A 22,672-nucleotide genomic window follows, 5' to 3' on the forward strand; every position below is an offset into this window, starting at 1 on the left:
CTCGGCATGGAACTGCATGCCAAGTACACGCTGTTCTGCGAAGGCTGCCGCGGGCATCTGGGCCGTCAGCTGAACGAGAAGTTCAAGCTCGGCCGTGACTCGGACCCGCAGGTCTACGGTATCGGCATCAAGGAACTGTGGGAGATCGATCCCTCCAAGCACAAGCCCGGCCTCGTGATCCACACGGCCGGCTGGCCGCTTGAGTCCGATACCTACGGCGGCTCGTTCCTGTATCACATCGACAACAACCAGGTGATGGTGGGTTTTGTCGTCGGTCTCGCATACCAGAACCCGTACCTCTCGCCGTTCGAGGAATTCCAGCGCTACAAGACGCACCCGGAAATCCGCAAGTACCTCGAAGGCGGCAAGCGCGTCTCGTATGGCGCGCGTGCGATCACGGCGGGCGGCCTGATGTCGCTGCCGAAGCTCGTGTTCCCCGGCGGCGCGCTCGTGGGCGACGATGCGGGCTTCCTGAACGCCTCGCGCATCAAGGGCAGCCACGCGGCGATCAAGACCGGCATGCTGGCCGCCGATGCGGCATTCGAAGCCGTGCAGGCGGGCCGTCAGAGCGACGAACTCACGCAGTACCCCGAAGGTTTCAAGCAGTCGTGGCTCTACACGGAGCTCTACAAGGCGCGCAACTTCAAGCAGTGGATGAGCAAGGGCCTGTACCTAGGCACGTTTATGGTCGGCATCGAGCAGAAGCTGCTGGGCGGAAACGTGCCGTGGACGCTGCATCACCAGCATCGCGATCACGAGATGCTGAAGCCGGCCTCGCAGTGCAAGCCGATCGAGTATCCGAAACCTGACGGCAAGCTCACGTTCGACCGGCTTTCCTCCGTGTTCATCTCCAACACGAACCACGAGGAAAACCAGCCCGCGCACCTGACGCTCAAGGACGCGAACGTGCCCGTGAACGTGAACCTGCGCAGCTACGCGGGCCCGGAATCGCGCTTCTGCCCGGCGGCGGTCTACGAGTTCGTGAAGGAAGACGACGGCGGCGATCGCCTCCAGATCAACGCGCAGAACTGCGTGCACTGCAAGACCTGCGACATCAAGGACCCGACGCAGAACATCGTGTGGGTCACGCCGGAAGGCGGTGGCGGCCCGAACTATCCGAACATGTAGCAAGCAGGCAAGCGCAGTTCAAGAGGGAAGCACAACCTGGTCGTACAACGCGCTCCGTGCGCGTGAATGACGAATTGACAAAAGATGAGTTCGGAGAATCGCAATGAATAGCAAAACTGGCCGTCGTGGGCCGTTGAGCGGGCTGACGGTGCTCGAAGCGGGTGGCGTAGGTCCTGCTCCATTTTGCGCCATGTTGATGGCGGATCTGGGCGCGGACGTTATCCGCATCGATAGAAAGGATTCCTCTGAAAGCGGTTTGCCTGTGGATCGCCGTTACGAGATCATGTTTCGCAACCGGCGCTCGCTTGTGCTGGACCTCAAGCGCCCCGAGGCCGCCGATATCTTCATGCGGCTCGTGCGGCGGTCGGACATTTTGATCGAGGGCTTTCGCCCTGGCGTCATGGAGCGCCTTGGGCTTGGTCCCGATGTCTGCATGGCGCACAATCCGAAGCTGATTTACGGACGCATGACGGGCTGGGGCCAAACGGGCCCCATGGCGCAAGCGCCTGGCCACGACATCAACTACATCGCCTTGACGGGCGCGCTGCATGCGATAGGCCAGAAGAACGGCGTGCCGGAAGTCCCGTTGAATCTCGTGGGCGACTTCGGCGGTGGCGCGATGTATCTGGCGTTCGGTGTCATGTGCGCGCTGCATGAGGCGCGCATATCGGGCAAGGGGCAGATTGTCGATGCGGGCATGATCGACGGCGCGACGTCCCTCATGACCATGATCTATGGGCTGTTTGCGGCCGGCTACTGGACCGATGAACGCGGCTCGAACCGGCTCGACTCGGGGGCGCCGTTCTATGGCGTCTATGAGACGAAGGACGGGCGCTACGTGGCCTTGGGATCCAATGAGGCACGGTTTTACAAAGCGACGCTGAACGTGCTGGGGCTCGACGTCGAACGACTGCCGGATCAGCACGACAAAACAAGCTGGCCTGCACTGAAGGCGCTTTTCTCGGAGGTATTCAAAACCCGCACGCGTGACGAATGGTGTGCCGCGTTCGACGGCACCGATACCTGCTTTTCACCCGTGCTGTCGCTGGCAGAGGCGCCCAACGATCCTCAGCAGATCGCGCGCGGCAATTTCGTGGAATGCGGGGGCGTCATGCAACCCGCCCCCGCGCCGAAATTCAGCCGCACAACGGCGGATTGTCCGACGCCTGCTCCGGGCGTCGGCGAGCATACCGTCGAAATTCTGAGGGAGAGCGGGTTGAGTGACGACGAGATCGAGCGTCTGCGGACAGCGAGTGTGATTTGAGGTGCTGGTTGCGCACGCAAGCGATGCGGACGTCCCGGCTGCCTGAGCAGCCGGGACCTCCGGAGTTGGCTCACTCGTCGTTATCGCTGCTTGCTTCGCTTTGGTTCGAGGCTTCGTTGCGCTCGAGCGTTGCGACCAGTTGCTTGCCGCCGTTGAGTATGTGGCGGAACATCAGCGAGCGGGCCGACTCGGCGTCCTGCACGCGAATGGCGTTCACGATGATGGGGTGGTAGTCCACCGCACCCTGGAGTTGCCCTTCGATGCTCGCATAGAAGCGATTGGGCAATTGCCGCGTGAGATTGCCGAGCAACTGCGCGAGGCGCGGAGATTGCGCCGAAAGATTGATCTTGCGGTGAAACAGATGCCCGAGGCGCGCCGCGAGCGCATGTTCGCCGTTGGCCACGGCCTGCTGGTGTTGCTCGTCAAGGTCCTGTAGCACGGCGATGTCCTCGCTCGTCATGACGACGGCGGCGCGCGCGGCAAGCTCCGCGCCGATCGTGGCCTGCGCCCAGAACAGATCCAGCAGGTCGTCGGCGCGCAGTCCCACCACGACGAAACCGCGACGGGGAATCAGCCGGACGATCGACTCGCTTTGCAGCAGGAGCAGTCCCTCGCGGACCGGGGTGGAACTCACACCAAGTTCGCTCGCGATTGCATCGATGCGCAGAAATTCGCCGGGGCTGAGTTTGCCCGATATGATTTGCTCGCGCAGATGCATCGCGACTGCTTCGGAAAGTTGCAGCCGGCCCGCGCCGCCCTTGAGGGGTTGCGCACCCTGTGACCCCATGTCGGGATCGGTATCCATTCCGCTTTTTTTGTCCATCGCTGCCGTGCGTGCCATGGCTCTTTTTCTCTCAGTACGATTCAAGTCGCAAAAATAATGCCCGTTTGCATAATATATCATATTGCGAACCAGGCGATCCGCGTTTGTCTGGTCGGCTGGATCGGCCTTCAGCGGGTATTTTGACCTTAAGTCGGGTGAAACAAGGGTGGTTCGCCATCACTTAAATAATGCATAATATAGTATCGATAGAGCATCGGCCGCACTGTCGATGCGGTGGCTCGTCAACTCTATGGGAGAAGGTCCATATGTCAGATAACGCAGTGCTTGCCATTCAACGGATTTCGGATCGAATCGAGATTTCCGATGCGATGTGCCGTTACGCGCGTGGCGTCGACCGGGGCGATTGGGACGCCCTGCGCAGCGCCTATCATTCCGATGCCTACGACGATCATGGCGAATACAAGGGGGGAATCGACGGTCTGGTCGAATGGCTCGATCTGCGCTTTGCCGGCGTGGACAACTCGATCCACTTTCTCGGCAACTGTCTGATCGAGTTCGCGGGGCCAGACGTAGCGCTGGTCGAGACATACTTCGCGAGTCGGCGCCTGCGCAAGCCGGTTGCGGGCGAGCGGGAAGATCTGGGTCCGCAGGACCAGTTGTGCCGTCAGGCCTGGGGGCGCTATGTCGACCGCTTCGAGCGTCGCGACGGCGAGTGGAAGGTCGCGCATCGCGTGGTGGTGGTCGATGCGGCGTTCACGTCGGTGGCGGAGGGCGGCATGCGCAGCGCGCCGCTCACGTGGGGAACGCGCGACAAGACGGACGCGCTCTACGCCGCGAAGCAGGCGCTCTTTGGCGCGTCCGGCGGCTAGCTGGCTCGCCGGGCGTTCGCGAGGTGACGTTCGAGGAAGGCGGCGGTCGCGTGGCCAAACACGTCGTTGTCGTCGCCGGCGACCATATGCCCGGCCGCTTCGATATTGACGTACTCGGCGTGGGGGCACAGGTCGAGAAACTCGGCAACGCCTTCATCCGTGACCACATCCGAACTCGCGCCACGCACCAGCAGGGTCGGTGCCCGCAGCCGTCGTGCGGCGCGCGAGAGGCGGGCGTGGCGCAATGCCAGGTCGGCTTCGCGTGTCGCCAGAAATTGCGGATCCCAGTGCCAGAAATAACGCCCGCTTGCACTCTTGCGAACGTTTTTCGCCAGGCCTGCGTTGTGACGGGGCCGCTTCCCGTCGGCGCGATATTGGGCCACCGCATCGGCGACTTCGTCGAGCGAGGCGAATCCCTCGGGCTTCTGTTTCATGAACGCCTGGATGCGCTCGAAACCCGTGCGCGTCGTTTTGGGCACGACGTCGACGAGGACCAGGGCGCTCGCATCCAGTGCACCTTCGCCCACGGCCGCAAGGCCGGTGTTGCCGCCTAGCGAGGCGCCGATGATCGCGGGGTGCGGGTCGCCGAGCGCATCGACCACGCACGCGAGATCGCGAACGAAAGCATCCTGGCTGTAGTCTGCGTCCGCTGCCCAGGCCGAATCTCCGTGCCCCCGTGCGTCGAAGGCGACGACCCGGTAGCCGTGCCCGGCGAGTTCCTGTCCGGTGCCACGCCACGAGTGGCGGGTTTGCCCGCCGCCATGGAGCAGGACCACAAGTGGGGCGGACTCCGCGCCCCATACATCGCCGGCAATGCGTACGCTGTTTGCGCCGGTCCAGACATGCATGGGCTCAGGAGTGCCCGGCAGTCGGGTGCGTGCGATATCGAAAGGATTTTGAAGGTTTTGCATCGCTCAGTATGCTATGCAGGCCGGAAACTATGACCGACTTAGCGAAAATAATGCATGAAATTGATCGTGAGATTTCCGGGTTGGCATCGCTAACTTCGTCTCGCATCGACTGTTTCAGGCGGTATTCAGTGTTTACCCGGAAGGAACTCGCTGAGTAAGCGCCTATAATTATACATTATGCAGAAGTTAAGGTGCACTTCTGAATCCTGAATGGCGCGACGTGCGGTGATCCTGCAAGCGCACGTGGAATGTCGCATATTCAGCCTTGAGCCGATAAGGAGGAGACGTTGATATGAGCAGTAAGCCGCTGGCAGGCGTCAGAGTGCTGGAAGTCGGAGCCTATATTTCCGCCCCCTATGCGGGCATGTTGTTGTCCGCGCTGGGTGCGGATGTCGTGAAGATCGAACCGCTCGACGGCGAGGCCTTCCGCCGGGGCATCGGCAACGCCAGCCACTACTTTGTCCAGTACAACGCAGGCAAGAGAAGCGTGGCCGTGGATCTCAAGTCGCCCGAAGGCGTGAGGCTCATCAAGACGCTGCTTCCCCAGTTCGATGTGCTAACGGAGAACATGCGCCCCGGCAAGATGGAGAAGCTCGGCCTGGGTGTGGAGGTTTGCCGCGAGATCAATCCGCGTCTCGTCTATGCGTCGGTGTCGGGGTTCGGCAGCGGGGGGCCGCTCTCGGACCGGCCGGCTTATGACACCATCGGTCAGAGCTACGGCGGCTTCTACCACATGATGAACGACGAGGGGCATGCGCGTTTGACTGGCACTTGCCTGGCAGACCTGATTACCGGCGTGAGCGCGACCATGGGCATACTCGCGGCGCTGCTGGGGCGTGAGCGTTCGCGCGAGGGCACGGGTGCGCTGGTCGAGACTTCGCTGCTCGAAGCTATCTCGCTGCTGACGATCGACGCGATCACGCAGCGCTCGGAAACCAGCCAGGATCCGACACGCGAGTCGCGGCACCCGCAAGCGCAGAACTTCTGCCTGAACACGGCGTCGGGCGGCGCCGTTACGCTGCATCTCTCGGGTTCCGAGAAGTTCTGGGCGGCGCTCACGCGTGCGATCGAGCGTCCCGATCTGTTCGACGATCCGCGTTTTCGGCGTTACTCCGACCGCGTGGTTCCGGAGAACTATCGGGCGCTGGTCGCGATTCTGGAGGAGGCTTTCGCCACGCGCTCGCGCGACGAATGGGAGCGTCGCCTTGCCGAAGCCGATGTCCCTTATGCGCCGGTGTTGAGCTTGAGCGAGCTTGCTGCGCATCCGCAGGTCCGTTGGCTGGAGTTGATGGGCGCGTCGCCGGACGGGCAGACACTCGTGCGACCGCCATGGCGCTTCGACGGACAGCGCCCGCAGCGGGGCGAACCGACGGCGCATGTCGGCGAGCACACGCGCCAGGTGCTTCGCGAGATTCTGTCCGAATCCGAAGTCGAAGCGCTGATCGCGAACGGTACGGTGGCGAGCGCGGGTTAGTGCAGCATTGCCGGCCGCGTGCCGGCTCTCAGCCTCGATCCGCAACGGGTCGAGGCTGATTGGCGTTTACCGCCCAGGCGCGTTCATGAATGCGCGGGGAGGGACGAGCCCGAAGCGAAGGCAAGATTGCCGCCGTCCACGTTCATGATCAGGCCGTGCACCGAGGATGCCTGCGGCGAAGCGAGAAACGCGATGGCGTGCGCCTGTTCCTCCGGCTGCGCGGCGTGGCCCAACGGAATGCGGCGTTCCCGTTCGACGAACATCGCCGGGTTGCGTTCGCGGTCCGCCTTGAACAGATCGGTCCACGTCATGCCCGGGCACACGGCATTGACGCGAATGTTGTAACGGCCCCAGTCGATGGCGAGGGCCTTCGTGAGGCCCACCACGCCATGCTTCGACGCCACGTAGGCCGCGCCGTTGGGAATCGCGACGAGGCCGGCAAGCGAGGCGACATTGACGATCGCGCCACGCCGGCGCGGGATCATCGATGCGCGCGCAACGGCATGCGCCCAGTAAAAGCAGCCGTCGAGATTGATCGACATCGCGCGGCGCCAGGTCTGCGGCGTGAGCTCGTGCGCGGCGTGGCGCATCATGATGCCGGCGTTATTGACCAGCACGTCGATGTGACCATGAGTGGCCACGACCTTCTCGACCTGAGCGCTCACGTTCGCTTCGTCGCTCGCGTCCGCGGGCAGGCCTTGTGCGCTGCCGCCCTCGCTTCTGACCATGCTGACGGCTTCCTCGAGTGCGTCGCCGTCCAGGTCGTTGACGAACACATGCGCGCCTTCGCGCGCGAACTGCTGGGCGGCGGCGAGCCCGATTCCTCGTGCCGCGCCGGTGACTACGACGATTTGATCCTTGAAACGCATCATTGCGGGAGTTCCTCACAGTAAGTCGATCTACAGGAATACGCGTTTGCTCGTTGACAAGCCGCGCGCATAATGCATAATATATTTACATGTGCCGCGTGACTACGAAAATCGTCTTGAGAGTCGTCGTTGCGCCGGGTTCACCGTTTTAGGGAGTGCGATCAATGAAGGTACTGGTGGCGGTAAAGCGGGTGGTGGACTTCAACGTGAAAGTCCGCGTGAAGAGCGACGGCAGCGCGGTGGATCTCGCCAGCGTGAAGATGAGCATGAACCCGTTCGACGAGATCGCCGTGGAGGAGGCCGTGCGCCTGCGCGAGGCCGGCGTGGTTTCGGAAGTGCTTGCCGTGAGCTGCGGGTCGGCCGCGAGTCAGGAAACCTTGCGCACGGCGCTCGCCATGGGCGCGGACCGCGCGCTCCTCGTGGAGTCGGGCGACAGCGTGGAGCCGCTCGCGGTGGCGAAGCTGCTGAAGGCCGTGTGCGACCGGGAGCAGCCGCAACTGGTCATTCTGGGCAAGCAGGCGATCGACGACGACTGCAATCAGACCGGCCAGATGCTGGCGGCGCTGGCGGACCTTCCGCAGGCCACATTCGCTTCGGCGCTCAAGGTCGAAGGCGGCGCACTTGTCGTCACGCGCGAGATCGACGGCGGGCTCGAGACGCTCTCGCTGGATTTGCCTGCCGTCGTCACGACCGATCTGCGTCTGAACGAGCCGCGCTATGTCACTTTGCCGAGCATCATGAAGGCGAAGAAAAAGCCTCTGGATGTCGTGACGCCCGCGGATCTCGGCGTCGATATTTCCCCTCGGTTGACCACGCTGCACTATGCCGAGCCCGCACGGCGCGGTGGCGGGGTGCGCGTGCCGGACGTCGCCGCGCTGATCGACAAACTCAAAAACGAAGCGAAAGTTCTGGAGGGCTGAGCGTCATGAGTATTCTGGTTATCGCCGAGCACGACGGCGCTGCATTGAAACCCGTTACGTTGAACGTGATTCGCGCGGCATGCGCATGCGGGCCAGACGTGCATGTGATCGTGGCTGGCGCGGACTGTGCGGCTGTCGCCGGGCAGGCTGCGAAGGTGACGGGTGTCGCCAAGGTGCTGCTGGCAGATGGCGAGGCATTGCGCGAATCGCTGCCGGAAAGCGTTGCCGCGCAGGTGGTCGATCTCGCGAGAGACTACAGCCACATTCTTGCGCCGGCCAGCGCGTTCGGCAAAAGCGTGGCGCCTCGCCTCGCCGCGTTGCTCGATGTCGCGCAGATTTCCGAAATCACCAAGGTGGTGAGCCCCGACACGTTCGAGCGTCCCATGTACGCGGGGAACGTGATCGCGACGGTGCGCAGCGCCGATCCCATCAAGGTGATGACCGTGCGCGCAACGGCGTTCGAGGCGCAGGCTGAGGGCAACGCGACTGCGCCGATCGAGGCGCTGCCGCCAGGCGCGGGGTTCGGCCGCACTCGCTTCGTGAGCCGCGCCACCACGAAGCTCGACCGGCCGGAACTCGCGGCCGCGAAGATCGTGGTGTCGGGCGGGCGCGGTCTTGGCAGCGGGGAAAACTACGCGAGCGTGCTCGAGCCGCTTGCGGGCAAACTGGGCGCGGCATTGGGCGCGAGCCGCGCCGCCGTCGACGCGGGTTATGTGACCAACGACTATCAGGTGGGACAGACGGGCAAGATCGTCGCGCCGCAACTCTATGTGGCCGTGGGCATCTCCGGTGCGATCCAGCACCTGGCCGGCATGAAGGACAGCAAGGTCATCGTTGCGATCAACAAGGATCCCGAGGCGCCGATTTTTTCGGTTGCCGACTACGGGCTCGTGGCGGATCTCTTCGAAGCCGTGCCGGAACTGGCGGCGGCGCTCTAGTCGCGCGCATTGCCTCACGATGAATCAACGGGAGCGGGCCTTGGAATCCAGATCGGAATCACTCGCCGACTATACCGGTGGGCTTCAGTTGTCGGAGTCCGTCGCTTCGCATCTGCGCGAGCAGATCTTTTCGGGGAAGCTCGCCAAAGGCGAATTCCTCCGCATCGAGGCGATAGCGAGGGCGCTTGGCATCAGCACGACACCGGTTCGCGAAGGCTTGCTGAAGCTTCAGAGCGAATCCTTTGTCCGCCTGCTGCCGCGCAGGGGCTTCGTCGTCAACAGCTTCAGCAAGGACGACGTGCGTGACATCTTCTGGGCGCAGGCGACCGTGGGCGCGGAACTCGCGGCGCGCGCGGCGCTGATGATGCCCGCGGACGAAGTCGATCGTCTGGAGGCGCTGGAGGACGAGCATCGCGCCGCGATTGCGGCGAACGAGGGCGCCAGGGTCACGCGGCTAGGGCACGCGTTTCACCGGCAGATCAATCTCGCCGCGCAATCGCCGCGTCTGGCCTTGTTGCAGGGGAGCCTCGTCAAGCAACTGCCGAATCGCTTCTATACGCGCATCGAAGGTCAGTTGAACGAGGCGGTGGAAAGTCATCCCGTCATCATCGCGGCGATTCGCGCGCGCGACGCCAATGCCGCGCGCGCGAGCATGTACAGCCATGTGCTGAGCGGCGGCGAGCATCTCATTTCGATGCTCGACCGGCAGAACGCGTGGGACGCCGGGCAGGAGCCGGGAAATGTCCTGGCTATACAATTCAAATAATATATTATACATTTGACGTGTAAGTGACTCGACGTAGCATGAAAGCGAGTCGTGAAAGTGGCTTGACGTGGGCTCGGAGGGTAATCAATGACTTATCGCGAAGATGGGGAAAGCCAGGCGGCGTCCTGGCTTGCGCCAGGATTGAGGGGGGCGATCGTGCCGGTCACCGGTGCGGCTTCCGGTATCGGGCTTGCCATCTGTAAGCGTCTGCGTGAAGCCGGCGCAACGCCGCTGCTCCTCGATTTCGACGAGCGACACCTCGCTGCCGCAGCGCGGGAGGTCTATGCGTCGGAGGGTGTCGCCCCGGATTTCGCGTATCTGCTCGACGTCACGGATTCGAAGGCGGTCGATGCTTGTCTGGAGCGGATCAAGCGCGAGCACGGCCCGGTGACTCACGCGGTCGCGAACGCCGGCATCAGCCATGCCGCGCACGTGCTGGAATTGCAGGACGACGACTGGCGGCGCGTGATCGATGTGAATCTCAATGGCGTGCTCTATTTTTGTCGCGCCGTCGCACGCCAGCTGGCGGCGGCGAAGGCGGGCAGCATCGTCACGCTGGCGTCGATTGCGGGGATGTGCGCGAGGGAGCGCCGCGCTGCCTACGCGTCCTCGAAGGCGGCGGTGATCAATCTCACGCGTGCGCTTGCCATCGACCTCGGCGAATACGGTGTGCGCGTGAACGGCGTTGCGCCCGGCATCATCCAGACGCCCATCCAGCAGATGAGCGAGGAGGCGCTGAACCAGCGCGTTCAGGGGCGAGCGCCGCTGGCGCGCGCGGGGCGCCCGGCGGAAGTTGCGGATGTCGTGTTGTTCCTGCTCTCCGATATGGCGAGCTATGTGACGGGCGAAACCATCGTCGTCGATGGTGGTGTGACCGCGAAATATATGTAGAAGCGACCGGGCCAGCCCCGGGCAAGGCGACGCCGAAGGGCGGATTTCGGCGTTTTGCACAAATCATGCATTGTGTATAATGCAAAAAACATGACGAAGGAGGCAGCATGCAGTTCATGCGTTCCATACTGTTCGTTCCCGGACATCGCGAAGGGTGGGCAGAAAAGGCCGTGGCGGCGGGAGCGGACGGGGTCATTCTCGATCTCGAAGATTCCGTCCCGCTCGACCTCAAGGAGGAGGCGCGGCGCGTGGTCGCCGCATCCATTCGCACGCTTGCGAAGGGCAGCCGCAAGGTGGGCGTGTATGTCCGTCTGAATGCGCTGGAGACCGGCATGTCCGGCGACGACATTGCGAGCGTCGCGATCGAGGGCCTCGACGGCTTCGTGCTTCCCAAGACGTATGGCGCACGCGACATCGTGGCATTCGACGCGCTGGTGACCTACTTCGAGCGCCGCAATGGCGTGAAGGCGGGCTCCATCGAATTCCTGCTCTCGCTGGAAACCGCGCAGGCCTACGCCGAATGCGAGCAGATGATCGCGGCTTCCCCACGGGTGGCGACGCTTTTCGCGGGCACCGCCAAGGATGCCGATGTGTCCCGCTCGCTCGGTTTCCAGTTCACGCCGGACGGTCTCGAAACCGTGTATTTGCGCAGCCGCGCCGTGCTCGCCACGCGCGCCGCCGGCCTTCAGTTTCCCATCGTCGGCGTCTTCCAGGATCTGAAGGATCCGGAAGGGGCGCGCCGCTTCTCCGAGCAAAACCGTCAGTTGGGGTTCCGCGGCCAGGTGCTGATTCACCCGTCGCATATCGCCGTGGCCAATGAGGTTTTCTCGCCTTCGGCGCAAGACGTCATTTTCTACTCGGGCATGGTCGAAGCGTTCGAGCAGGCCGAAGCGAAGGGGATTGCCGCCGTGGTGTACGAAGGGCAGCACATCGACTACGCGCATATCAAAACCGCACGCGAAGTCCTCGCGCTGCACAAGGCGCTCACCGAACGCGCGCATTGATCCGTCTCTCAACGTTTAAGGAAAGCACCATGGCAGGCCTCTATTACGAACAGCTCGAACCCGGTCTCGTTGTCGAGCATGCAATTCGCAGAACCGTGACGGAGATGGACAACACGCTCTATTCCGCGCTCACGTACAACTGCGCGCCGCTGCATATCGACGCCGAGTACAGCAAGGACAGCATCTTCGGCCAGCGCATCGTGAACAGCATGTTCCTGCTCGGCCTCGTGACCGGCGTCACGGTGATCGATACGACGATCGGCACCACGCTCGGCAATCTCGGCTTCGAAGAGATCAAGTTTCCGAAGCCCGTGTTTCATGGCGACACCATTCGCGTGACCACGGAAATCCTCGATCGCCGCGAGTCGAAAAAGCGCGAGGACTCCGGCATCGTGTTCTTCAAGCACGTGGCCTATAACCAGCGCGACGAAATCGTGTGCGAAATGAAGCGCGCCGGTTTGATGCTCAAGCGCGCCTGGGTCGAAAGCCAACGCAAGCAGGCCTGAGCCATGGCGAGCCGCAATAGTTTCGGGAAAACGCAGGCCGCCGTCTGGCGGCCGGGAGCCGAACATCTGAAACGCAGCAGACTCGCTTCGGCCATGAAGCAGTGGGGCTTCGAGACTATCGAGGACTTTCACCGCGCCTCGGTCGAGCGTCCTGAATGGTTCTGGGCCGCGGCAGCCGAGAACCTTGGCATTCCGCTGCGCGGCGATACGAAGTCGGTGCGCGACGAATCGGAAGGCCGTGTGTTTCCGCGCTGGTTTTCCGGTGCGACGCTGAACATCGTGGAAAGCTGCGTCGACCGGCATGCGCTCAATCCGGCTCAGGCGCAACGCGAGGCCGTGGTCTACGAAGGCGATTCCGGACAGCGGCGCAGCCTCACTTTCGCCGCACTTAAGCGCGAAGTCGACCGGTTCGCGGCCGGCCTCGAGCGTCTTGGCGTGGGCAAGGGCGATCGCGTGGCGCTGTTCATGCCGCCCGTGCCCGAGGCCGCGGTGGCCGTCATGGGCTGCGCGAAGATCGGCGCGATCGTGGTGCCGGCGTTCTCCGGCTACGGCAGCGAATCGCTGGCGACGCGCCTGCAAGCCGCGCAGGCGAGCGTGCTCGTCACCGTCGATACGACGACCCGCCGGGGCAAGCCGATCGCAATGAAGTCCATCGCCGACGGCGCCGTGGAGATGTCGCCCACGGTTCGCCACGTCGTGGTGATCCGCTCGACCGGCGTGCCGGTCGCGATGCAGTCAGGACGCGATCACTGGTGGGAAGACGTCGCGGCTCCACTCACGCGCGAAGCCGCCGCGCCGCAGGCGCTCGATCCCAATCATCCCCTCTTCATCATCTATACGTCGGGCACGACAGGCGCGCCCAAGGGCATTGTTCACTCGCATCTGGGCTATCTGCTGAAGTCCACCATCGACTTCGGCTACGCGTTCGATTTGCAGGAAGACGATGTGCTGGGCTGGATCTGCGATATGGGATGGATGCTCGGTCCGCTGATGATCGTAGCCGGCTTGCACTGCGGCACGACGATCGTGATGACCGAAGGGCTTCCCGACTATCCCGCGGTCGACCGGCTCTGGCGTCTTGTCGAGCGCAATCGCGTGACGGTGTTCGGCATTTCGCCCACGGCGGCGCGCGGCTTGCGGGCCATCACGGCAGGCGCGCGGCCGCAAGCGGAACTCGGCACGTTGCGGGCGTTCGCGTCCACGGGCGAAGCCTGGGATGAGCCGACGTGGCACTGGCTGTTCGAGACAGTCGGCGCTTCGCGTCTGCCGATCCTCAACTACACGGGGGGCACGGAAACCGGCGGCGGCATTCTCTCGTGCTACACGATCACGCCGCAATCGCCCGCGTCGTTCAGCGGTCCGCTGCCCGGCATGGACGTGGACGTGTTCGGCGGCGAAGGCGCACCCACGGCGGAGATCGGCGAGCTCGTGATGCTCAACACGTGGCCGGGCATGGCGCATGGCTTCTGGCGCGATAACGACCGCTATCTGGAGACGTACTGGTCGCGCTGGGACAACGTGTGGGTGCACGGCGATCTCGCCAGTGTGGACGCCAGCGGTTACTGGCATATCCACGGCCGTTCCGACGACACGCTCAAGATCGGCGGTCGCCGTGTCGGTCCGGCGGAGATCGAGTCGGCGCTGGTCGCGCAGCCCGACGTGGCCGAGGCCGCCGTGATCGGCGTGCCCGATGAGATCAAGGGCCAGCAGGTCGTTGCCTTCGTGGTCGGCCGGCCCGGCGCACCCGAGCCTTCACCCGGGGAACTGGTCGCGGCCGTCACGCGCAAGCTCGGCAAGGCAATGGCCCCCGCCGAGGTGGTGGTGGTGCAGGGTCTGCCGAAAACGAAGAACGGCAAGATCATGCGGCGCGCGATCCGGGCCCGCTATCTCGGGCAGCCGGTGGGCGACATGTCGGCGCACGACGCGCTGACGCCGCTTGAATACATTTCCGCGCGTTAGTGATCACAGCGCATTGAATTTAAACAGCATAATCAGGAATCCATATGACTACCGATAGTAACGACCTGCAAATGATCCGCGAATCGGCGCGTGCGCTGGCTTCGCGCTTCGACCTCGACTACTGGCGCGAGCACGACACGCAGGGCAAGTATCCCAGCGACTTCATTCAGGCATTTGCCGAAGGCGGCTGGCTGGGTTCGATGATTCCTGAGGAGTACGGTGGAATGGGCCTCGGCCTGACGGCCGCCGCCACGATGTTGCAGGAGGCCGCGTATTTTGGCGGCTCGAACGGCGCCTCGGCCATTCACTTCTATATTTTCCCGCCGGGCCCGGTGATTCGCCACGCGTCGGAAGCGCTCAAGCGCAAGTATCTGCCGGACATCGCTTCGGGCAAGAGCCTCATGTGCTTCGGCGTGACCGAGCCGACGGCGGGCGTGGATACCTCGCGCATCACGACGCGCGCCGAGCGCCGCGATGGCCGCTGGGTCATCAACGGCCAGAAGGTGTGGATCACGAATGCGCAGAACGCCGACCGCATCCTGCTGCTCGCGCGCACTTCGCCGCGCAACGACGAGCGCCCGTACGACGGCATGACGCTGTTCTTCACGAAGATGGACCGCAAGGCGATCACGGCCACGCCGATCGAGAAGCTGGCGCGCAACGCCATCGACACCAACGAGCTGTTCATCGAGAACCTCGAAGTGGGCGATGACGAAGTGGTTGGCGAAGTCGGCAAGGGCTTCAAGTATCTGCTCGATGGCCTGAACCCCGAGCGCATCGTCGTGGCATGGGAGCAGATCGGCCTTGGCCGCCGCGCGCTCGATCTCGCCGTGGACTATGCGAACACGCGCGTCGTGTTCAACCGCCCGATCGGCAAGAACCAGGCCGTGGCGCACCCGCTCGCGGATTCGTGGATGCGCCTCCAGGCGTCGCAGATGATGGCCGAGCAGGCCGCGCATTTGTACGACGCGGAAAAGCCCTGCGGCCCCGAGGCCAACGCCGCGAAGTTCCTCGCCACCGAAGCGGCCTTCGAGGTGTGCGACCGCGCGATGCAAACGCACGGCGGCTTCTGCTACGCACGCGAGTATCACATCGAGCGCCTGTGGCGTGAGGCGCGTTTGCTGAAGATCGCCCCGGTCTCGCAGGAGATGGTGCTGAACTACGTGTCGGAAAAGGTGCTTGGCCTGCCCAAGTCCTATTGAGGAGCGATGCGATGAGAGAAGCCGTCATCTGTGAACCGGTTCGCACGCCCGTAGGCCGCTATGGCGGCGTGTTCCGCGACATTCCGGCCGTGCAGCTCGCCGAAACGGTGCTGCGCGAGCTGGTGCGCCGCACCTTCCTGCACGAAGGCGATATCGACGACGTGATTTTCGGCCAGTGCTATCCGAACGGCGAGGCGCCCGCGATCGGCCGCGTGGCCGCGCTCGACGCCGGGCTCGGCGTGCGCATTCCGGGCCTCCAGATCGACCGGCGCTGCGGCTCCGGCTTGCAGGCCGTGATCGACGCGGCAATGCGCGTGCAAACGGGCGTGGCCGATCTCGTGATCGCGGGCGGCGCGGAAAGCATGAGCCAGGCGGAGCACTACGTGCTGGGCTCGCGCTTTGGCGTGCGCGGCGATTCCACGCCGTTCTGGGATCGCATTGCGCGCGGGCGCATCACCTCGGGCGGCCGGTTCCATCCCGTGCCGGGGGGCATGCTCGAAACGGCGGAGAACCTGCGGCGGGACTATCGCATTTCACGCGGGGCGCAGGACGAACTTGCCATGCGTTCGCACGAACGCGCGGTGCGTGCGCAGCAGGAAGGACGCTTCGCGGACGAGATCGTGCCGGTGCCGGTCGCGAGCCGCAAGGGCGTGCAGCAGGTGACGGTGGACGAACACCCGCGCGCCGACGTGACGATGGAAAGCCTGAGCGCGCTGAAGGCCGTGCGCCGCAGCGTCGACGAGGAATCGACCGTGACCGCCGGCAACGCGAGCGGGCAGAACGACGGCGCGGCGGCGTGCATCGTGACGACGCCCGAGAAAGCGGCGTCGCTCGGCCTCAAGCCGTTCGGCCGCCTCGTGAGCTGGGCGGCAGTGGGCGTGGAGCCCGAACGCATGGGCATCGGTCCGGTGCCCGCGGTTCAGGCCGTGCTGCGTCGCAGCGGCCTCGCGCTCAAGGACTTGGATCTCATTGAGTTGAACGAAGCGTTTGCCGCCCAGGTGCTCGCCTGCACCGCGGGTCTGAACTTCGAGCCAGGTGATTTCGAGCGCCTCAATGTGAACGGCTCGGGCATTTCGCTCGGCCACCCGGTTGGCGCGACGGGCGTGCGCATTCTCTCGACGATGCTGCGCGAACTCGACCGGCGCAAGGGCCGTTACGCCCTTGAAACGATGTGCATCGGCGGCGGCCAGGGGCTCGCGGCCGTGTTCGAGCGCGTTGCGTAATCAATCAAGACTGGAGACATCACTCATGCTGGAACGATACAAGCAATTTCCGATGCGCTTCGAGCGTCACGAAGACGGCGTGCTCGAAATGATCTTCGACGGCCCCAACCTCAACGCGGTCGACGAGCGCGTGCATGCCGAACTGCCCAAGGTATGGCCCGTGATCGATGCCGACCCCGAAACGCGCGTCGTGCTGGTGCGCGGCGAGGGCCGCGCTTTCTCGGCGGGAGGCAGCTTCGACCTGATCGACGCGCAGATCGAGAGCTACGCCGTGCGCATGCGTGTGTACCGCGAAACGCGCGATCTGGTGTCCAACATGATCAACTGCAACAAGCCCATCGTCTCGGCCATTCATGGGCCGGCGGTCGGCGCGGGCCTGATCGTCGCGATGATGGCCGATATCTCGATCGCCGCGCGCACGGCGAAGATCGTCGACGGGCACACGCGCCTTGGCGTGGCGGCAGGCGATCACGCGTCGATGGTCTGGCCGCTGCTGTGCGGCATGTCGAAGGCGAAGTACTACCTGCTGACCTGCGAGGCGATGTCGGGCGAGGAGGCCGAGCGCATCAACCTGGTCTCGCGCTGCGTGGACGACGACAAGCTGCTCGACACCGCACGCGACGTGGCGCACCGACTCGCACACGGCGCGCAGGAAGCCATCGCGCTGACCAAGTACTCGCTCAACGGCTGGTATCGCCAGCAGATGCCGCTGTTCGACGCTTCGCTCGCCCTCGAATTCCTCGGCTTCGGCGGCCCCGAAGTGAAGGAAGGCGTGCGCTCGCACCGCGAGCGCCGTGCGCCGAAGTTTGTCTGAGCCCATTCAGGAGATCCGACGCCGTGTCCACCGTGTCCACTGAATCCACTGAGTCCGTCTCGCTCGAAGAGGCCCTCTTTCGTCCGCGAGGGGTCGCCATCATCGGCGCCTCGAACGATCCGGCCAAGCTCTCGGGCCGCCCGCTCGACTATCTGCTGCGTCTTGGCTATCGCGGCACGATCGTGCCGGTCAATCCGAGGCGCGCCGAAGTGCAGGGCGTGCGCAGCTATCGCTCGCTCGCCGACGCACCGGGCCCCGTCGATCTCGCCATCGTCGTCGTGCCTTCCACTTCCGTGGTGCAGGCCCTGCGCGATTGCGCGGACGGCGGCGTGAAGGCGGCCATCGTGTTCGCCTCCGGTTTCGCCGAAATGGGCGGGGAGGGCACGGCGCTTCAGGATGAGATCGAAGCGCTCTGTAGCAGCACCGGTCTGCGCGTGATCGGCCCGAACTGCCTCGGCACCTTCGCGTTGCCGAGCCGCACGTTCGCGACGTTCTCTTCGGCCTTCGACGAGCAGATCGACATGCCCGACGACCCCATTGCGCTGGCCAGCCAGAGCGGCGCGGTCGGCACGTTCATCTTCGCCTCGATGGCCGCGCTCGGCGTGGGCGTGCGCTACTACGCCAACACCGGCAACGAAGCCGATGTCTGCGTGGCCGAAGTGCTCGGGCGCTTCGCGCGTGCCGACGACGTGTCGATCCTCATGGGGTATCTCGAAGACGCGAGGCGCCTGCCGCTGCTTGCCGAAGCCGCCGCGACCGCGCAGGCGCGCGGCAAGCCGCTGCTGCTGCTCAAGTCGGGCGCGACGCCGGAAGGCGCTCGGGCCGTCGGCTTCCACACGGGCTCGCAGCCGGGTTCGGACGACGAGTTCAACGCGATCGTCGAGCGTTACGGCGCGATCCGCGTGGAGAGCATGGAAGCGGCGGCGGATACCGCCATGCTGTTCCGGCAAGGCCGGCGCGCCACAGGACATCGCATTGCCATCGTCACGTCGAGCGGCGGCGCTTCGGCGCTCACCACCGACGCCGCGGTGCAGGCCGGTCTAGCCGTCGACGCGCTTTCGCCCGATGTGCGCGAAGCGATTCGCCCGATGCTGCCGGCCTACGGTTCGGTGGCGAATCCCGTCGATCTCACGGGCGCGCTGCTGACCGATCCTTCGCTGATTCACCGCGTGCTGGAGCGTGTGGTGGCCGACGCGCGCGTCGACATGATCCTGATCGTGCTCGGCAACGCCGACCGTGGCGGCGAGGCGCTCGTCGAAGGCATCGCGGCCGCATGCGCAGCCACGCACAAGCCGTTCGCGGTGGCGTGGTCGGGCAGCACGGGCCGCCCGCGCCAATGGCTGCAACAACGCCGCATTCCCACCTATGCGGAACCGCAGCGCGCCGTGCGCGCGCTCAAACGTCTCGCCGATTTCAGTCTCAACGCGCGCAAGGCGTGAATGGCCTTGTGTCGCGATTGCGGAGTCCTGAACCATGTATCAGTTGCTTTACGGCATGCGCGTTGTCGAATGCGCGTCTTTCATTGCCGCCCCTTCCTGCGCGCTCCATTTGCAGCAACTCGGCGCGCAGGTCATTCGTATCGACCCGATTGGCGGCGGCCCGGATTTTGGGCGCTGGCCGGTAGCGGAGAGCGGCAGCAGTTTCTATTGGGAAGGCCTCAACAAGGGCAAGAAGTCGATTGCGATCGACCTCTCGCGGCCTGAGGGGCGCGAACTGGCTACGCGGCTCATCACCGGGCCCGGCGAGGAAGGCGGACTTTTCGTGACGAACTTCCCGCAGCGCGGATTCCTCGCTCACGACGCGTTGCGCGAACGGCGCGACGACCTCGTGACGGTGCGCGTGATGGGCTGGAGCGACGGCGAGCCGGCCGTGGACTACACGGTCAATGCCGCGATTGGCGTACCGGCCATGACGGGCGCCGCGGAGAACGGCGAGAAGCCCGTGAATCACGTGCTGCCCGCGTGGGATCTGATGACGGGCGCCTATGCGGCTTTCGCGCTGCTCGCGGCCGAACGTCATCGTCGCGCGACCGGGCAAGGCCAGGAAGTCCTGGTGCCGCTCTCGGACATGGCGATCGCCTCGTTGGGCCACATGGGGCAGATCGCGGAAGTGATGACGGGCGGCGACCGCCCGCGCATGGGCAATGCACTCTTTGGCGCGTTCGGCCGCGATTTCGTGACCGCCGACGGCCAGCGCCTCATGATCGTCGCGATCACCGCGCGGCAGTGGTCGGGCCTCGTTGCCGTGCTGGAGCTCGAATCGGCCGTGGCACAACTCGAAGCGTCGCTTCAGGTGTCGTTCGCGCGCGACGAAGGGCTGCGCTTTCACCATCGCGAACTGCTCTTTCCGATATTCGAGCGCGCCATTGCAGGCCGCACGCTTGCCGACCTCAAGGACAAGTTCGCAGCGAAGGGCGTCTGCTGGTCGCCGTATCGCACGTTGCAATCCGCGCTTGCCGACGAGCCGCGCTTCTCGACCGACGCGCCGCTGTTTCAGACGCTCGATCATCCGAGCGGCCATCGCTATCCCGCTCCCGGCTCCGCCGCCACGTTCCGTGGCGTGCAGCGCGAGGCGCAGGTGCGCGCGCCGCATCTCGGTGAGCACACGGACGAGGTGCTCGCGCAAGTGCTCTCGCTGAGCGCCTCGCAGATCGGCGAACTGCACGATGCGGGCATCGTCGCCAGCCGCCGCGTCTAGCACACCCAAAACCCAGCATCGAATCCAGGACGGAATCATTCATGGCTTCCCCATCCCAAACTCTCATTGAACATCTGGAAGGTGTCGTTCCGGCCGCTCGCAAGTATGGCGAGGCGGCGCGCTGCGCCGTCGAAGCGCTCTGCTGCGTGGATGGCCGGCCCGACGCCGAACGGCTGCACCGCCATCAGCGCGCCGTGCACGGACTCGCCTGGGTCGCCACGACTGTTGCGGCCATCGCGAGCGCAGCCGGTTGGGCGCAGCGCCTAAGCGCGCAAGGCCGTCTCGGCGAGGTCGAGGCGCGGGCGTTGCAGATCGGCGTGGCCGAATATCTCGCGCAACTCGCGTCGGGCATTCCGATGACGCAAAACGAGATCTTTCGCCCGCAGGAACTCCAGCTCGAACAGGCGGCACTCGAACTTTCGACACAGCTCGACGTGAGAGCGATCGTTGCCTTGGGCGCTTCGCCCGAAGCCCGCCATGCGCTCATCGAATGCTATCGCGAAGGTGGTTCGGTATCCGAAACGGTATTCGACGAAGAACTGGACCTGATTCGCGAGCAGTTCCGCCGCTTTGCCGAACGGGAAATTACGCCGCACGCACAAGGCTGGCACCTTGCCGACTCGCTCATTCCCGACGCTGTGGTCGCGAAACTCGCGGAACTGGGCACGTTCGGCGTTTGCATTCCCGCCGAATTCGGCGGTTTGGGGCTCGGCAAGCATGCCATGTGCATTGTGACGGAGGAGTTGAGCCGCGCGTGGATTGCGGCGGGCTCGCTCGGCACGCGCTCGGAGATCGCGGGCGAACTGATCGCCAGCGCGGGCACGCCCGAGCAAAAGGCCCACTGGCTGCCGAAGATCGCGTCGGGCGAAGTGCTGCCCACGGCGGTGTTCACGGAACCCGATACGGGCTCGGATCTGGCTTCGCTGCGCACCCGCGCGACGCGCATGGCCGACGGCGGCTGGCGCATCGAAGGCAACAAGACCTGGATCACGCACGCCGCGCGCAGCGATCTGATGACCGTGCTCGCGCGCTCGGAACCCGACGTGCGCGGCTATGCGGGACTGTCGATGTTCCTCGCGCCGAAGCGCCGTGGAACGGACGCCGAACCCTTCCCCACGCCCGGCATGAGCGGCGGCGAGATTCCCGTGCTCGGCTATCGCGGCATGAAGGAATACGAAATTGCGTTCGAAGGCTTCGAAGTGCAGGAAGACGCCGTGCTGGGCGGCACGCGCGGGCAAGGTTTCCGGCAGCTCATGCAGACCTTCGAAGGCGCGCGCATTCAGACCGCGGCGCGTGCCGTGGGCGTGGCCTGGCGCGGCTTCGATCTCGCATGGCGCTACGCGGGCGAACGCAAGCAGTTTGGGCGGCCCATCGTCGAATTCCCGCGCGTGGCCGACAAGCTCGCGATGATGATCGCCGAAATCGTCATGGCGCGCGAATTGACCTATTTCGCAGCGACAGAAAAAGAGAAGGGCCGTCGTTGCGATATCGAAGCGGGCATGGCGAAGCTGCTGGCGGCGCGCGTTGCGTGGAGCAATGCCGACACCGGCTTGCAGATTCACGGTGGCAACGGCTACGCGCTCGAATTCGAAATCAGCCGCGTGCTGTGCGACGCACGTATTTTGAACATCTTCGAAGGCGCGGCCGAAATTCAGGCGCAGGTGATTGGTCGCGGCCTCATTGGCAAAGGAACAGGCAAATGAATCTGGATCTGGAAAACAAGGTGGCGATCGTGACCGGCTCGGCGCGCGGACTGGGCGCCGCAACGGCGCGCCGCCTCGCGATCGAGGGCGCGAAGGTCGTGATCACCGACATCATGCGCGAGCGCGCTGAGGCGACGGCGGCGTCCTTGCGCGCCGAGGGGTTGAGCGCGCACTGCGTAGTCGGCGACATCACGCGCGCGGAGGACGTCCAGCGGCTCGTGGACGAGACCCTGGCCACCTTCGGCGCCGTGCATATCCTCGTCAACAACGCAGGCGCGCCGCGCGACAAATACCTCGTGAAGATGAGCGAGGACGACTGGGACTTCGTCATGAACGTCATGCTCAAGGGCGCGTTTCTCGCTTCGAAGGCGGTCATGCCTCACATGATCGAACAGGGCTGGGGGCGGGTGATCAACATCAGCTCGCGCGCGCATTTCGGCAACCCGACCCAGGCGAACTATTCGACCGCTAAGGCGGGGCTGATCGGTCTGGCCAAATCGCTCGCCATCGAGGAAGGGCGCTACGGCATCACCGCCAACTGCGTCGCGCCGGGATTCATGGAAACGGAGATGATCCGCGCGCTCGATACCTACGAGGTCATCAAGGAACGTGCGGTGAAGATGCAGTCCATCAAGCGCCCGGGAAGCCCCGACGATGTCGCCGACGCCGTCGCCTTTCTCGCCAGCGAACGCGCGAGCTTCATCACCGGTGAAGTCTTGCACGTGACCGGTGGCCGCTTCGGCTGACACC

21 protein-coding genes are annotated in these 22,672 nt (G+C 64.5%); 18 read left to right on the forward strand and 3 right to left on the reverse strand.

The genetic code is table 11. From position 1 onward, the window contains the following. Together C7402_RS38450 and C7402_RS38455 are read left to right on the forward strand one after the other, a co-directional pair. Positions 1-1,128: electron transfer flavoprotein-ubiquinone oxidoreductase (locus C7402_RS38450; protein ID WP_133254628.1), on the forward strand; the 1,128-nt coding region annotated here is incomplete at its 5' end. Positions 1,129-1,261: 133 nt separating this feature from the next. Further along, positions 1,262-2,392, forward strand: coding sequence for a CaiB/BaiF CoA transferase family protein (locus C7402_RS38455; protein WP_308012647.1), 1,131 nt, complete (start codon positions 1,262-1,264; stop codon positions 2,390-2,392). A 70-nt stretch (positions 2,393-2,462) separates the two neighbouring features. Here the strand turns inward: C7402_RS38455 and C7402_RS38460 are convergent, their stop codons facing one another. Beyond that, positions 2,463-3,197: a GntR family transcriptional regulator gene (locus tag C7402_RS38460; RefSeq protein ID WP_116614253.1), complete on the reverse strand. Its 735-nt coding sequence runs from the start codon at positions 3,195-3,197 to the stop codon at positions 2,463-2,465. 284 nt (positions 3,198-3,481) lie between these two features. Between C7402_RS38460 and C7402_RS38465 the strand changes: the two genes are divergently transcribed. Continuing rightward, a complete protein-coding gene (locus tag C7402_RS38465) occupies positions 3,482-4,045 on the forward strand; it encodes a nuclear transport factor 2 family protein (protein ID WP_165842097.1) in 564 nt (187 codons plus the stop codon). On the opposite strand, the gene C7402_RS38470 is transcribed toward C7402_RS38465, so the two are convergent. Next, entirely contained in the window at positions 4,042-4,956 is a 915-nt protein-coding gene (locus tag C7402_RS38470) for an alpha/beta fold hydrolase (protein ID WP_116614255.1), read from the reverse strand. The genes C7402_RS38465 and C7402_RS38470 overlap by 4 nt on opposite strands. A gap of 292 nt (positions 4,957-5,248) precedes the next feature. Between C7402_RS38470 and C7402_RS38475 the strand changes: the two genes are divergently transcribed. Further along, a complete protein-coding gene (locus tag C7402_RS38475; protein WP_116614256.1) occupies positions 5,249-6,430 on the forward strand; it encodes a CaiB/BaiF CoA transferase family protein in 1,182 nt (393 codons plus the stop codon). Positions 6,431-6,513: 83 nt separating this feature from the next. On the opposite strand, the gene C7402_RS38480 is transcribed toward C7402_RS38475, so the two are convergent. Continuing rightward, complete coding sequence (locus C7402_RS38480; protein WP_224045334.1) at positions 6,514-7,302, reverse strand: SDR family NAD(P)-dependent oxidoreductase; 789 nt, start codon at positions 7,300-7,302, stop codon at positions 6,514-6,516. 161 nt (positions 7,303-7,463) lie between these two features. Between C7402_RS38480 and C7402_RS38485 the strand changes: the two genes are divergently transcribed. From C7402_RS38485 to C7402_RS38560, 14 genes are all read left to right on the forward strand, one after another. Beyond that, a complete protein-coding gene (locus tag C7402_RS38485; protein WP_116614257.1) occupies positions 7,464-8,219 on the forward strand; it encodes an electron transfer flavoprotein subunit beta/FixA family protein in 756 nt (251 codons plus the stop codon). A 5-nt stretch (positions 8,220-8,224) separates the two neighbouring features. Then, positions 8,225-9,157, forward strand: coding sequence for an electron transfer flavoprotein subunit alpha/FixB family protein (locus tag C7402_RS38490; protein ID WP_116614258.1), 933 nt, complete (start codon positions 8,225-8,227; stop codon positions 9,155-9,157). 40 nt (positions 9,158-9,197) lie between these two features. Continuing rightward, entirely contained in the window at positions 9,198-9,923 is a 726-nt protein-coding gene (locus C7402_RS38495) for a GntR family transcriptional regulator (RefSeq protein WP_224045335.1), read from the forward strand. An 87-nt stretch (positions 9,924-10,010) separates the two neighbouring features. Beyond that, entirely contained in the window at positions 10,011-10,814 is an 804-nt protein-coding gene (locus C7402_RS38500; protein ID WP_116614260.1) for an SDR family NAD(P)-dependent oxidoreductase, read from the forward strand. A gap of 107 nt (positions 10,815-10,921) precedes the next feature. After that, positions 10,922-11,818, forward strand: a complete 897-nt coding sequence (locus C7402_RS38505) for an HpcH/HpaI aldolase/citrate lyase family protein (protein ID WP_116614261.1) — start codon at positions 10,922-10,924, stop codon at positions 11,816-11,818. A 29-nt stretch (positions 11,819-11,847) separates the two neighbouring features. Continuing rightward, positions 11,848-12,324 carry a MaoC family dehydratase gene (locus C7402_RS38510; RefSeq protein WP_116614262.1) on the forward strand — a complete coding sequence of 159 codons (477 nt, stop codon included), beginning with the start codon at positions 11,848-11,850 and terminating at the stop codon, positions 12,322-12,324. Between the two features lie 3 nt (positions 12,325-12,327). Then, positions 12,328-14,283: an AMP-binding protein gene (locus C7402_RS38515; protein WP_116614263.1), complete on the forward strand. Its 1,956-nt coding sequence runs from the start codon at positions 12,328-12,330 to the stop codon at positions 14,281-14,283. Between the two features lie 44 nt (positions 14,284-14,327). Next, on the forward strand, positions 14,328-15,485 hold the full coding sequence (locus tag C7402_RS38520) for an acyl-CoA dehydrogenase family protein (RefSeq protein ID WP_116614264.1): 1,158 nt from the start codon (positions 14,328-14,330) through the stop codon (positions 15,483-15,485). An 11-nt stretch (positions 15,486-15,496) separates the two neighbouring features. Beyond that, on the forward strand, positions 15,497-16,708 hold the full coding sequence (locus C7402_RS38525; protein ID WP_116614265.1) for an acetyl-CoA C-acetyltransferase: 1,212 nt from the start codon (positions 15,497-15,499) through the stop codon (positions 16,706-16,708). A 25-nt stretch (positions 16,709-16,733) separates the two neighbouring features. Then, positions 16,734-17,522, forward strand: coding sequence for an enoyl-CoA hydratase/isomerase family protein (locus C7402_RS38530; protein ID WP_116614266.1), 789 nt, complete (start codon positions 16,734-16,736; stop codon positions 17,520-17,522). Between the two features lie 23 nt (positions 17,523-17,545). Then, positions 17,546-18,961 (forward strand): acetate--CoA ligase family protein, encoded by a 1,416-nt coding sequence (locus C7402_RS46570; protein WP_165842098.1) that lies wholly within the window; start codon positions 17,546-17,548, stop codon positions 18,959-18,961. A 34-nt stretch (positions 18,962-18,995) separates the two neighbouring features. Continuing rightward, complete coding sequence (locus C7402_RS38550) at positions 18,996-20,219, forward strand: CoA transferase (RefSeq protein WP_116614269.1); 1,224 nt, start codon at positions 18,996-18,998, stop codon at positions 20,217-20,219. A gap of 41 nt (positions 20,220-20,260) precedes the next feature. Further along, positions 20,261-21,922: an acyl-CoA dehydrogenase family protein gene (locus tag C7402_RS38555; protein WP_116614270.1), complete on the forward strand. Its 1,662-nt coding sequence runs from the start codon at positions 20,261-20,263 to the stop codon at positions 21,920-21,922. After that, complete coding sequence (locus tag C7402_RS38560; RefSeq protein WP_116614271.1) at positions 21,919-22,668, forward strand: SDR family NAD(P)-dependent oxidoreductase; 750 nt, start codon at positions 21,919-21,921, stop codon at positions 22,666-22,668. Before C7402_RS38555 ends, C7402_RS38560 begins: the two co-directional genes overlap by 4 nt. Positions 22,669-22,672: the final 4 nt, after the last annotated feature.

It is taken from the genome of Paraburkholderia unamae (assembly GCF_003096875.1).
Lineage (GTDB): Bacteria > Pseudomonadota > Gammaproteobacteria > Burkholderiales > Burkholderiaceae > Paraburkholderia > Paraburkholderia unamae.